Genomic DNA, 12,372 nt, shown 5'->3' with positions numbered 1-12,372 from the left:
CTCCACTGTAAATTCAAGTAAAGCAATTATAGCTTATCATATTTTTCATAATAAAGGAATGGGTTAAAAATCTTTAGTGAAAAGTACTATTCTATTGGTATTTGTCCCGGATTTGTTGTTTTTTACTCCCCATATATTGGATGTCTTTGTGAATTCCTGCCGGTTTACTAAAATGCCTGCACAGCTAAATCCTGCATTTATACCCAGTGGCACCACATATTCATCCAGCTTTATTTTACCGCCTTTTACCTCGCCTACTTCAAAGGCAACCCAACCGCCTTTTTTTGTTATTCGGTAAAGCTCTTTAAATACATCCAGCATGACCGACGACCATTCTTCTATGGTCCTTGACATGGTAATATTGTTTGCGATTTCTTCGGCATCAATATCATTGAACCAGCATCTTAGCCAATTGTCTTTGTCGTATTGGACCACATCCAAAAATGGCGGTGATGTTACCGTGAGGCTGACGGATTCATCGGGTATTTCCGATGTATTCCTTGCGTCCTTTGTAAGGAATAGGCCGGCCTTACCGGCATTATGCAGATTCTTTATTTCAGCTTTTTCAAGGTTCTTTATAAGGCTTTTTGATTTTTTGATGATGAGTTTTTTGGTGTTTCTATACTCCGGCTTTTGGTTTCTTTTTGCATTTATTATCAGCTGTCGGTCAGGAGTCACTGCTTGGTTTGGCGGAAGGGTGTACACTGAAAAAAAGCCAGGTGAGTGCCCGGTCAGACGGTTCGTAGCCACCATTCTAATCCATGAGTCCAATGAATCTTCTTTTCCTTCAAAACTTCTTTGTTTTAGGTAATTTTTCAGTGATACTATTTCTGTTTCGGTATCGATATGGTAGAACATGGAAAGGTCTATATCCGCTCTAGCACTTTTATCATATGGGATTTCAGCAAGTCTTTCGATTACGGCATCTATATCGGGAACAAAAAATCTTGGCATTGTTAGGATTCGGCTGAGGGGATTTATATCATTTGAAATGATATTTCTCCCAAGAATTCCGGCTTCAATTACTGTAGTCCCTCGCCCGGAAAAGGGGTCATAAACGGTATCTTTTTCTTCTGTAAGGAGGTTTATGAAAAATCGCGGCAATTGCGGTTTAAAACACGCTCTGTAGGATACTTCATGCAAGGGGGATGCCTGCCTTTGCCTTGATGTCCAGAATTCGTTTATAAAGCGCGGTATCTTCATCTTATTTATTTCAACATATTCAACTTTTGTGGAGGAGTCATCATCAAAAAGGCTTATGTTCTGATCCTTGAAAGTAAATTTTTCTATGTATCTGATTACATCGCGGGAATTTAAGGACATTCTAACACCTCGAAATTCTGTTTTTTTATTTTAGTAGGGGCGGTCATCGACCGCCAGCTCCGACATGAAGGTACATTATAAAACCGCAAACAATGCGGTTGTTGAATGGCTTTTGATTTACAGGCCTTTGAAAAGCTCATCGATGGCATCTTTGCTGACACCAGCAGCTTTTATATTTTCTCCACTGATATCTTCATACAGTTCCAGTCTGAGAACTTTTGTGGTTTTCGGGGCTTCGATGCCTATTTTTACCCGATCGCCTTCGATTTCAAAGATTTTTATAAGGACATCTTCGCCTATGTATATGCCTTCTCCTGCTTTTCTTGTAAGGACTAACAAGATTTACACCGCCCATCATCGGAGTTTTTTGTTATGTTTATAGGTTGGCGTATATCGTATTCGGGATTTTCGGCAATAAACTGATCGGCTAAGCGTTGGGCAGGATTTATAACTATCGGCGCCTTAAGATTCATTGTGATATTTTTTGCCTCTTTGGAAATTGTAAGGACACACAAAACTATCGCCTCTTGGGGCGATGTTATGTCTAGTTTGAGAAGTTCTTCTCTTGAAATTTTAGGTGCATAATCAGGATAAAAATGCGATGGGTCTGCAACGGGTAAGGCAATTCCGGGTTCATTTAAGGCCTGCAGCCATTTAACAGTATCACTGCCAGGATGGTTCAGCAATAAGTATTTTTTATACTGTTCCAAGCCCATAATGCCGTTTATAAAAGTTATCACCTTTTCTTCATCAGTTTTCAAATCCTCAAAGTTGGTATCTACTGTCATAATAATACAACTCCTATGCGATGCTATCTATATTTTGACCTTTCGGAACTGCTTTAATGGCTATGTATGGATTTTCTTCCATAAAAATATTAATTCTTGCCTTTTCGCAATCAATGACAACCGGTTTTCCCGAAACATTTACTTTAACATTGCCGGGCAGAAGCTGTGATCTTATTTCGCCATATCTAAAGGTAATGCGCGGAGGTGTTTTCGGTACTGCATCTACATTAACTTCCGGCGGTTCTTGAAAGGACTCGCTTTCCACTATATCGCCGATGGATATACCCTTTTCGATTGCTCCTAAGGCATCGCCTCCGGCAGATTTGCTGCCCAGATATTCCATAACATATTGTTTAGCTTCATCCCTCCATATGGTAGATGCAACAAGCGGCTGGGGATAACCCATATCAGTCCTGCAGCGGGAACAATCAATGTCTTCGATAATCGGGAAAGTATTTTCAACAGAGAACTCTGATGACTGAGTTTCTATTTCAACACCTTGCTGCTGAATATCCATTTTAGGGTCTATAGAAGCATTATAGGTATCAATGCCTATTTTCCCAAACTTAAATTGGATATCAAGATCATATATGAGCATTACAAATCCCCCTAACCGATAGAAGCGCAAAAAATATCTTCGCCATTTTTAATAAAACAACATACATTATTCGATAAAACTATCATCAAGAACTGTGATGTCTGGGTAATCCAAGACCGTTTCCTATAAAGAGGCTTGATATTATTGCAGGCTAGAATACGGTTATCTTAGAAAATCAACTAGGCTTGGCTGAATGATTCTTGCCCCTACTGAGAGGGATGCTCTGTATACGCTTTCTTCCATTTTTAAGTCAGTAATCATCTGAGCTAAATCAATATCTTCGATATTTGAAAGCTGTGCTTTATAATCAACTTCATTGGCATCGAGTCTTAAGACCGTAGCCTCTAAGCGGTTGCTGCGTGCACCTATCTGGGCACGATATTTTAAGACTGTGCTCGTCGCATTTTTTATATCTGCCAGAACCTGACCTGAAAGAGCTTCGGTATCATCCGCTTCGATAGCAGTTTCAAGGTTTTCCACCGCTTTGAATATATCGCTGAATACGTCATAGCCCGTCAAATTTATAGATATGCGTTCAGATTGACCTAAGTCATATTCAATAGCTCCATTAAACGTATCAGGATTTTTCTCTATTTCGCCCGTAATATCATTTTTAATAAACGGAGGTTTATTCGTAGAATATCCGCCAAACAAATATCTATCAAGGCTTGTCGAATTTGCTTCTTGAAATAGCTGATCCTTTAATTCCTTAACTTCATATAGTATTTTTTCGCGGTCATCGGGCGTTAATGTGCCGTTGGCCACTTGAACCGTAAGTTCATCTAAACGCTGAAGTACATCACCCGTATTAGTAAGCGCTGTTTCCGTATCTTTCATCCATGTTAAAGCATCTTGGGCATTGCTGTTATACTGCTGTATAGCAGCAATCTGCCGTCGAAGTTTGATAGCCATGGCAACACCTACCGGATCATCGGATGGACGTCTTATGTTCTTTTCAGATAATATCTTATCAGTAACATCACTTAAACGTTTTAAGTTTTGCATAAGATTTCGCGTAAAATTTTCACTTATCATGGATTGAGTTACTCTCATGTTTCATCCCCGCCTTCCAATTATACACCCATACGATTGATTATGGTATCCAGCATTTCATCTACTGTGGTTACAATTCGACTGGCCGCGTTGTAGCCATGTAGATATTGGATCATCTTGGTCATTTCTTCATCCAAGGATACACTTGATGTCATTTGCCTGCGTTCGTCCAGTTGGCTTACCATAAAAGCCTGACTGTCTGCTGCTCGGGTAGCCTCCTGTGAATCGACCCCGATTTTTGCAATAATGGTGCCATAGTAGTCGTCAATAGTGCAGTTTCTGCCATCTATGCTTATAGTCTTATATCTAAGATTTGCCAATTCCAAGGCAATACGATTGTCACTGGGAATACCGTCTTCTTCTTCAGCGGCTGCTATTTTTGAAGGATTGCTAACTATATCGGGGTTTACCGATAATACCCCATTGGCATATTCAAAAAATTTTATTCCTGTTTCACCATCTAAGTTATAGCCTGTTTCATGAATCGCATTAAATTCGTCTGCAAAGGTTTGCGTAAACTTATCTAATTGGTCTAAGTAATTCTCAAGTTTATCATCTCTTAATTCTATAAGGCCTTTAAGTTCACCTTTTAAAATCCGCACATCCGAACTATATTCTTTCCATTTTATTGTTCCATTGGCAACCGAAGTGTCGAATTCCATATTTGCACTATCCGGTCCCTTTACTAAAATAGCACCGCCAACATTTATCGAAAAAATTCCGTTCTCATCTTCGTAGGATTCAAATTGTACTAGATTCGACAGCTGATCTAAGAGGAGATCGCGACTATCCTTTAAATCCGCAGCAGAAGCGCCGCCGGTTTCAGCCTGTCGTATCTGAAGGTTTAGTTGAGCAATCTGGTTGGCAATACTGTTGACTTCGTTTACTTGTATGGAAATCCTATAATTTATATCGCTTACTATATCATTTAGCTGAGTTACGGCGTGATTAATGGTATTTGCCAGCGTAATGCCTTTTTCTTTGACCGTTTCGCGTGCTTCCTGTGAAGCCGCATCTTTTGAAAGTGTTTCAAGCCCTGCCCAAAATTCATTTAGCACCGAGGCTATACCGATATCCGACGGTTCATTAAAAACCGCCTCTACCTGTTTTAAAATATCACTTTGAATATTCCACTGCCCAAGACTGGAGTTTTCATTTCTATACTGTCTGTCGGTAAATTCATCGCGTATGCGGTCTACATCGGATACCTTTACACCTGTTCCTATTTGCCAATTAGCTCCCATTCCATAAGCAGTATGAGTAGCCTCTAAAATTACTCTTTGTCGGGAATAGCCTGGAGTGTTGGCATTTGATACGTTATGAGCTACGGTTTGTTGAGCTCGCTGATTGGCAAACAGAGCCGTTTTTGCGATTTCGATTCCTAAAAAACTTGATTGCAATAGCTTTCACCGCCTTATGCTTTTTTATCAATAAAATGAAATGCTTTCTGGGTATTGACTCCATCAGGACTGTAATTAGTTTTTATCTCTCCGGAATCAGTTAAGAGTTTGATTGAAAAATTAATATAGTCTAAAGCACTTACAATAAGTTTTGCATTTGTTTCATTTTTTTTGTCAACTTCGAGTAAAACCGATTTAAGCTCACCATAAATACCGGAAAAAGTTTCGGCTTCCTGCTGGTCCGGAAAAATACTTTTAAGAAAATCCGCTTTTATTTCAGAAGTATCTTTGCCGTGCACTTCGGCAATCTGTTTTACCAACTCAACTCTTTCTTCTTCTAATTTACCCAATTTGAAAATTAACGTCTGTTCTATCTCAGTTATTTCGTTGAGCAGTGCAAGATCGCCCTTAATAAGCACATTTGTTTTTTCCTCAGCGAGATTCGATAATTCTTTATATATCTCAAGCTGTTCTCGCATGACATTTATAAGGATGGATCCGACTAACTCTTGTTTCATATCCAAAGCCCCCATTGCCTCTTAAATCAATTTCTCTGTAAAATGTTCTTCAATAATCTTATCTGCCACCAATTTACCATCTATATTGTAGGTTCCGGCATTTATCATGGTTTTTAACTCTTTTACTTTTTCAATTCTTATATCATCTGCCTTAGAGGCAAGTTTAACTAACCTGGCAAATTCCTGCACATCCGCAGAAATACTCAACTCATCAGCTTGTATTTCTTTAGATTTTATATCAGCTTTGGTTTTGATTTGCTCCGAATTTTTCAGGTAGGTTCTCATTACCCCATCTAATAATTGACTTTTTGAGATGTTCATGTTAAAAAAGCCCCCTTCTAAGAGTCTTGAACTAGGCTCTTATTAATATATTTCGGATAGATTTGATATATATGTAAGTCTATAAAACGAGCGTATAAATCGCTTGTGCGGATTTATCTTCCTTTTTCGCTCTTTATTTGCTATATTTATCTCCTTTTTTATCTTTTCTCAGTTTTGACAAATGCAGTTTCCCTTTCATATCTTCATCAACGAATATTGATTGCTGCCCTGATGTAAAACCACCTTTCAATTTGCCCGTACATTTTTCGCAAAATCTGCCATATAAAATTGGCGCTCCACAGGTTTCACAGCTTAAAACAATATTGACATTTTTGCTGCTCAGCATCAATCTGCCTTCTTTTAAATACTCCAAGATACTTTTAGTCGACACCCCGGTAGCCTCAGATATTTCTTCTAAAGTGGCTTGAGGATTGTCGTAAAGAAAATCTCTCACACGATCAAAACCTTCTTCATCCTTCTTTAAACATGCAGGACATAAGTTTCGATGATTATAGACGAAAAGCTTCCCACACTCTGGGCAGTTCCTAAGATCCATATTTGCTTCACTCCTTTATATATATATTCGAAATCTTTGTATTTTTTCTTTAGTCTTTTATCCTCTCGCACAAGTCATTACATAAACAGCTTTGGCTCCGGCTTCAAGCAAGCTTTTGGTACATTCTCCGGTAGTAGCACCTGTAGTATATACATCATCTATCAAGAGTACAATCTTATCATGGATTTTATTATTTTTTACAACTTTAAAGGCCCCTTCAAGATTTTTCCTGCGGAAAGATTTATCAAGAAAGGTCTGATGTTCAGTTGGTTTTACTCTTTTTAAGCCATTAAATACCGGTATCTTGCTTTTTCGAGCCAAAACTTTCGTCAGTAAATATGCTTGATTGAAACCTCTTTCCCTCTGTCTTGCTGCATGAAGTGGAAGCGGAACTAGGTAGTCAAAATCAGGCCATGAAAGTTCCTTTAAAAGACTAAACATCATCTGACCCAAAATTTCTGCCAGTTCTTGCCTTCCATTATATTTAAACTCATAAATCAATTGTTTTAATGTCCCTTCATATCGGCCATAAGAGCGGGCTTGCACAAAAGCATGATGCTCGTTTTGGCAGTCGTTGCAGAAAAGAAGCCCGGTTTTTAAAGGCTTTCCGCATTTACCGCATAATGACCCGGTAAGCGGCTCAATCTTGCTCTTACAATTTTCACATATTATCGACTCAGTATTTGCAAGTTTATTACCGCATAGCAGGCAATAAGGTTTTTGGGGAAACAGTATATCTAAAAAAAAATTTGTTATGATTTCCTTTTCGCTCATAAACTCAACTCATTTCGCAGATACAGCAAACTCGACTTTAAATACTCGCATGCGTTGTTTTTACTAAGATGTAATTATAATTCTACAGTGTTTTGTCGGATTCCTTCTTAGTTGATTTTAAAAATACCCTCTCAAACAACAAAAGCGAGAAGTCATCGAACGACCGCCCGCTTTCATTGCCTTATATCACATTATACAACTTGGCATAAAATATCTTAAAACAGTGAAACCATAAGACCTATAATTATACCTAAAATAGCTCCGAATGTAGCTGAATGCCCCTTGGATAATTCATCAGCTTCCGGCAGAAGCTCGTCAAAAACTACATAAAGCATTGCCCCGGCCGCAAAGCCTAGAGACAGAGATAGAATCAAGCTTGATACTCCTCCTGCTAGGGCACCGCAAAATGCTCCTATTCCCATAGGAACACCTGCTAATGCAGTCCACAGTAAAATGCTGAGATTACTCAAAAATCCGGCCTTCATAGGCCCTGCCATAGCCATACCTTCCGGTACGTTTTGTAAGCCTATAATAAACGTCAATGATAAACCCAACTCCTCTGATGCAGCATATCCTGCTCCTATGGCTAAACCCTCAGGAAAGTTGTGCATCGCTATACCTAAACCTATGAGAATGCTTGCGCGCATATAGCGAGCCTGTTTACAGTCGCCATCTGTTCCGCTTTGAAAGTGGCAGTGAGGTAAGTATAAATCCAAAAGCAAAAGAAATACAACACCCATCAATAAACCTATGAAGGCGGAAAAAGGGCCTCCCATTTTAATGGCTTCAGGAAGTAAATCAGAAAACACCACTGACAGCATTATCCCGCCGGATAAAGCAATAACAGAGCTTAAAACTGTTTTTCTAGGCTTTCCGAGTAAAACAATCAGCAATCCGCCCAAACCCGTTCCAAATACACCAGCTAAAGTTCCTTTTAATGTAATGTTTAACACTTCCATAAAATAGAACACCTGCTTTTTAAAATTAATTCTCTTTTAATGATTATGTTTATGATACCAAAATTTTGCCTGCATTAACAGAAATTATATACCCTGATTTTGACTATTACTATCAATCATATCATATATAATGCCCAATATTTTTACTACAATAAACTTTCAAGGTAAACATCAATTTGGTTTTAGCCTCTGTTTTATATTATACGCATAGGTTTTACTTGTCAATTAAAATTAGGGAGTATCGCAGCTATTTTAAAGCAGCTGTGATACTCCCTGATAAACAAGCGTATATCTACCTTGCTATTGATTTTAAATATGCGTTTATAAACTCATCCAGTTCTCCGTCCATTACGGCTTGAACATTGCCTACTTCTACATCGGTTCTGTGGTCTTTGACGAGGCTGTACGGATGAAAAATATATGACCGTATTTGACTTCCCCATGCTATCTCTTTCTGGCTGCCCCTTATTTTATCAAGTTCTTTTTGCTGTTCTTCCTGATAAATGTCAAAGAGTTTCGCCCTCAAAATCTTCATTGCCGTATTGCGGTTGCTTTGCTGTGATCGCTCATTTTGGCACGATACTACTGTTCCGGTTGGAATATGAGTTATGCGGACTGCCGACTCGGTTTTATTTACATGCTGCCCTCCTGCTCCTCCTGATCGGAAAGTATCTATTTTAAGGTCTTCAGGTTTAATGTCTATTTCAATATCATCATCAATTTCAGGCATAACATCTACCGACGCAAAAGATGTGTGGCGCCTGCCAGCAGCATCAAATGGGGAAATCCTGACTAAACGGTGCACTCCCTTTTCCGACTTTAAATACCCGTAAGCATTTGGTCCCTCCACTAAAACGGCGGCACTTTTTATTCCGGCTTCATCACCCGGCAGCATATCAAGTATGCTTACCTTATACCCCTTATCTTCAGCCCACCGGGTATACATGCGAAGCAGCATACTCACCCAATCCTGGGCTTCGGTACCTCCCGCACCCGCATGAAGAGTAAGAATAGCATTTCTACCATCATATTTGCCTGAAAGAAGGGTTTGTAATTTCATTTTTTCTAACTGCTTTTTAAAGTCCTTCATTTCATTAAGCAGTTCCGTTCGAAGTTCTTCATCATCGGTTTCGGTGCATAGCTCGATTAGGGTCAAAAGATCATCATATTTTTTTTCAAGTAATGTGAAATTATCAAATTTTTCCTTGAGGTCATTTAACCGCTGCAAGGTTTTCTGAGCCAATTCTTGATCGTTCCAAAAATCTGCAGCAAATGTCTTCTGTTCTAACTGATTTATCTCAAATTTGATTTTATCGATTTCAAAGTGAATCCCTCAGTTCAGTTAAAACAGGCTTTGCCGCCTCTATCTCAATTCTATATTCATCAAGCATGTTTATCCCTCATTTCTTAAATATCTGTTTTCCTTTTAAACCGTTCTGCCGCAGCATTTTTTATATTTCTTGCCGCTGCCGCAGGGGCAAGGATCATTACGGCCTATTTTCTTTTGTTTTCTTATCGGTTGAGATTTTTCTCCGGTTTCACTATGAGAATAGGACATATTGTAAGTCTTTTCCTGTCTTTCCGGAGCTGCCTTTATCCGAACTCGGAAAAGATATCTCAAGGTATCTTCCTGTATATTTTTTATCATGTCCTGAAACATCTCATAACCTTCGAATTTATACTCTATCACCGGATCTCTTTGACCGTATGCTCTAAGGCCTATGCCTTCTCGCAACTGATCCATAGCATCAATATGATCCATCCATTTCTGGTCAACGGTCTTGAGCATAATATACCGTTCCAGTTCACGCATGTTATCACTGCCGAGCTCAGCTTCCTTTTTCTCATAAGCAGCTTGAGCCTTTTCGGTGAGTATCCTGCAAATATCCTCCCTCGATATATCCTCAAGTTTACTCTCATCAATGTCGCAGCTTATTTGAAATATATCCTTCAAATACTCTGAAAGACCGCTTATATCCCACTCCTCAGGATGAATTTCCTTTGAAGCATATATATCCATCAATCGGCCTACAACTTGGGCAATCATTTCCATTATACTGTCTTTTAGGTTTTCACTTTCAAGCACATGCCGCCTCTGGGAATATATGACTTCACGCTGGGTATTCATCACATCATCATATTCTAAAACATGTTTTCTTATATCAAAGTTGTGGGCTTCAACCTTCTTTTGAGCACTCTCGATAGACTTTGTTATAAGCGGATGTTCAATAGGCTGATCCTCTTCTAAGCCTAACTTATCCATTATGCCTTTTATATTATCTGCTCCGAAAAGCCGCATTAAATCATCTTCCAGAGATATATAAAACCTTGAAGAACCCGGATCTCCCTGTCGTCCCGAACGACCCCTAAGCTGGTTATCAATTCTGCGGGATTCATGTCTTTCGGTGCCTATTATGTGAAGGCCTCCCAGCTCGGCCACTCCTTCTCCCAATACTATATCGGTACCTCTGCCGGCCATATTGGTCGCAATAGTCACAGCACCCTTTTGCCCTGCCTGTGCTATTATTTGCGCTTCCTTTTCATGATACTTGGCATTTAATACCTGATGTGGGATTCCTTTGCGTTTCAGCATGCTGCTTAAAAGTTCGGATTTCTCAATGGAAATTGTGCCTACAAGCACCGGGCGCCCTTTTCGATGGCACTCTTGAATTTCTTCCACTACAGCATTGAATTTACCTTTTTCAGTCTTATAGACAGCATCAGGATAATCTGTTCTTATCATAGGTTTATTCGTAGGTATAACTACTACGTCAAGGCCGTAAATCCCGCGGAATTCTTCCTCCTCCGTAGCTGCAGTACCTGTCATGCCTGCAAGTTTCTTATACATGCGGAAATAATTCTGAAATGTTATGGTTGCTAATGTCTTGCTCTCGTTTTCTACTTTGACGCCTTCCTTTGCTTCAATGGCTTGGTGCAAACCATCGCTGTATCTTCGGCCGAACATAAGTCTGCCTGTGAATTCGTCAACGATTATTACCTGTCCGTCTTTTACAACATAATCCCTGTCTAATTTCATTAGCGCATGTGCCTTCAAGGCTTGTTGTAGATGATGTAATAATTCCATATTTTCTTCGTCATACAGGTTTTCAACACCTAGAAAACTTTCAGCTTTTTTGATTCCCTTTTCCGTCGGCATGACGCTGTGAGCTTTTTCGTCCACCGTATAATCTTCATCTGGCACAAGTCGGGGAACAAATCGGGCAAATTTATAATATATATCCGTAGACTCTTCGGCCTGCCCTGAAATTATAAGCGGAGTTCGAGCCTCGTCAATGAGTATACTGTCAACTTCATCAACGATGGCATAGTTTAAAGGTCGTTGAACCATATGCTCTTTGTAGAGTACCATATTATCTCTCAGATAGTCAAAGCCGAATTCATTGTTGGTACCGTAAGTTATGTCAGCATTATAGGCTTTTTTACGCTCCTCAAAATCCAAATCATGAACTATCAGGCCCACCTCAAGCCCTAAAAAATTATATATCTTGCCCATCCATTCACTGTCTCTTTTTGCCAGATAATCGTTAACTGTAACTATATGGACGCCTTGCCCGGTAAGAGCGTTTAGATACACCGGCATTGTAGCAACTAATGTTTTGCCTTCACCTGTCTTCATCTCGGCTATGCGACCTTGATGGAGGACAATGCCGCCCATAATCTGGACGTCAAAAGGCCTCATATTCAGCGTTCTCTTGGATGCTTCTCTTACCACAGCAAATGCCTCCGGCAAAATGTCATCCAGGGTTTCCCCTTTGGAAAGCCGTTCTTTAAACTCATCGGTTTTACTGCGAAGTTCACTGTCGGAAAGCTTTTCGATGGAAGGTTCCAAAGCATTAATCACGTCAACCGTTTTTTGAAGTTTTTTGATTTCCTTTTCATTGCCGTTACCTAATATTTTATTAAGTATATTTAACATACTACCACCTCAATCTGCTTAAAAGCATAGGTCAAAATTGACTTTTTATAGTTGAATCATAGTATTAATTATATTACATTTTATTGTTTGTGTCATCTTATACTGCCTTTTTACACACGGCAAACGCATGAAAAAATATCCTAAC

13 protein-coding genes are annotated in these 12,372 nt (G+C 39.3%); all 13 read right to left on the bottom strand.

The features are described from left to right. Nucleotides 1-63: 63 nt before the first annotated feature. Complete coding sequence (locus TEPIRE1_RS04205) at nt 64-1,323, bottom strand: DNA methyltransferase (protein ID WP_013777934.1); 1,260 nt, start codon at nt 1,321-1,323, stop codon at nt 64-66. Nucleotides 1,324-1,440: 117 nt separating this feature from the next. Continuing rightward, a complete protein-coding gene (gene csrA, locus TEPIRE1_RS04200) occupies nt 1,441-1,662 on the bottom strand; it encodes a carbon storage regulator CsrA (RefSeq protein WP_013777933.1) in 222 nt (73 codons plus the stop codon). Further along, nucleotides 1,656-2,111, bottom strand: a complete 456-nt coding sequence (gene fliW / locus TEPIRE1_RS04195) for a flagellar assembly protein FliW (protein WP_013777932.1) — start codon at nt 2,109-2,111, stop codon at nt 1,656-1,658. Before fliW ends, csrA begins: the two co-directional genes overlap by 7 nt. Nucleotides 2,112-2,124: 13 nt before the next feature. Beyond that, the gene (locus TEPIRE1_RS04190) at nt 2,125-2,709 is read right to left on the bottom strand and encodes a DUF6470 family protein (protein WP_013777931.1); all 585 of its coding nucleotides are present in this window, start codon (nt 2,707-2,709) and stop codon (nt 2,125-2,127) included. Nucleotides 2,710-2,871: 162 nt separating this feature from the next. After that, nucleotides 2,872-3,762 (bottom strand): flagellar hook-associated protein FlgL, encoded by an 891-nt coding sequence (gene flgL, locus TEPIRE1_RS04185; RefSeq protein ID WP_013777930.1) that lies wholly within the window; start codon nt 3,760-3,762, stop codon nt 2,872-2,874. Nucleotides 3,763-3,782: 20 nt separating this feature from the next. Next, nucleotides 3,783-5,162 carry a flagellar hook-associated protein FlgK gene (gene flgK, locus TEPIRE1_RS04180; protein WP_013777929.1) on the bottom strand — a complete coding sequence of 460 codons (1,380 nt, stop codon included), beginning with the start codon at nt 5,160-5,162 and terminating at the stop codon, nt 3,783-3,785. Between the two features lie 14 nt (nt 5,163-5,176). Next, nucleotides 5,177-5,680, bottom strand: coding sequence for a flagellar protein FlgN (locus tag TEPIRE1_RS04175; protein ID WP_013777928.1), 504 nt, complete (start codon nt 5,678-5,680; stop codon nt 5,177-5,179). Nucleotides 5,681-5,701: 21 nt separating this feature from the next. After that, entirely contained in the window at nt 5,702-6,001 is a 300-nt protein-coding gene (flgM, locus tag TEPIRE1_RS04170) for a flagellar biosynthesis anti-sigma factor FlgM (protein ID WP_013777927.1), read from the bottom strand. 133 nt (nt 6,002-6,134) lie between these two features. Further along, nucleotides 6,135-6,557 carry a TIGR03826 family flagellar region protein gene (locus TEPIRE1_RS04165; RefSeq protein ID WP_013777926.1) on the bottom strand — a complete coding sequence of 141 codons (423 nt, stop codon included), beginning with the start codon at nt 6,555-6,557 and terminating at the stop codon, nt 6,135-6,137. Between the two features lie 57 nt (nt 6,558-6,614). Next, nucleotides 6,615-7,331 (bottom strand): ComF family protein, encoded by a 717-nt coding sequence (locus TEPIRE1_RS04160; RefSeq protein ID WP_013777925.1) that lies wholly within the window; start codon nt 7,329-7,331, stop codon nt 6,615-6,617. A gap of 215 nt (nt 7,332-7,546) precedes the next feature. Continuing rightward, entirely contained in the window at nt 7,547-8,290 is a 744-nt protein-coding gene (locus tag TEPIRE1_RS04155; RefSeq protein WP_013777924.1) for a ZIP family metal transporter, read from the bottom strand. 292 nt (nt 8,291-8,582) lie between these two features. After that, nucleotides 8,583-9,681 (bottom strand): peptide chain release factor 2 gene (prfB, locus tag TEPIRE1_RS04150; protein WP_013777923.1). Its coding sequence is split into 2 segments (ribosomal slippage): nt 8,583-9,611 and nt 9,613-9,681, totalling 1,098 coding nucleotides; the frame shifts between segments, so codons are not numbered across the junction. Nucleotides 9,682-9,716: 35 nt separating this feature from the next. Then, nucleotides 9,717-12,227, bottom strand: a complete 2,511-nt coding sequence (gene secA, locus TEPIRE1_RS04145; RefSeq protein ID WP_013777922.1) for a preprotein translocase subunit SecA — start codon at nt 12,225-12,227, stop codon at nt 9,717-9,719. Between the last annotated feature and the right edge of the window lie 145 nt (nt 12,228-12,372).

The organism is Tepidanaerobacter acetatoxydans Re1, assembly GCF_000328765.2.
Taxonomy (GTDB): domain Bacteria; phylum Bacillota; class Thermosediminibacteria; order Thermosediminibacterales; family Tepidanaerobacteraceae; genus Tepidanaerobacter; species Tepidanaerobacter acetatoxydans.
Note: the sequence above shows the minus strand (reverse complement) of the source record. Positions and strands in the feature narration are given on the sequence as shown.

Excerpts from the sequence above, each read along its gene's own strand:
- TEPIRE1_RS04205 (WP_013777934.1), bottom strand. The coding sequence starts at position 1,323 with ATGTCCTTAAATTCCCGCGATGTAATCAGATACATAGAAAAATTTACT.
- fliW (WP_013777932.1), bottom strand. The coding sequence starts at position 2,111 with ATGACAGTAGATACCAACTTTGAGGATTTGAAAACTGATGAAGAAAAG.
- TEPIRE1_RS04190 (WP_013777931.1), bottom strand. The coding sequence starts at position 2,709 with ATGCTCATATATGATCTTGATATCCAATTTAAGTTTGGGAAAATAGGC.
- flgL (WP_013777930.1), bottom strand. The coding sequence starts at position 3,762 with ATGAGAGTAACTCAATCCATGATAAGTGAAAATTTTACGCGAAATCTT.
- TEPIRE1_RS04175 (WP_013777928.1), bottom strand. The coding sequence starts at position 5,680 with ATGAAACAAGAGTTAGTCGGATCCATCCTTATAAATGTCATGCGAGAA.
- flgM (WP_013777927.1), bottom strand. The coding sequence starts at position 6,001 with ATGAACATCTCAAAAAGTCAATTATTAGATGGGGTAATGAGAACCTAC.
- TEPIRE1_RS04165 (WP_013777926.1), bottom strand. The coding sequence starts at position 6,557 with ATGGATCTTAGGAACTGCCCAGAGTGTGGGAAGCTTTTCGTCTATAAT.
- TEPIRE1_RS04160 (WP_013777925.1), bottom strand. The coding sequence starts at position 7,331 with ATGAGCGAAAAGGAAATCATAACAAATTTTTTTTTAGATATACTGTTT.
- TEPIRE1_RS04155 (WP_013777924.1), bottom strand. The coding sequence starts at position 8,290 with ATGGAAGTGTTAAACATTACATTAAAAGGAACTTTAGCTGGTGTATTT.
- secA (WP_013777922.1), bottom strand. The coding sequence starts at position 12,227 with ATGTTAAATATACTTAATAAAATATTAGGTAACGGCAATGAAAAGGAA.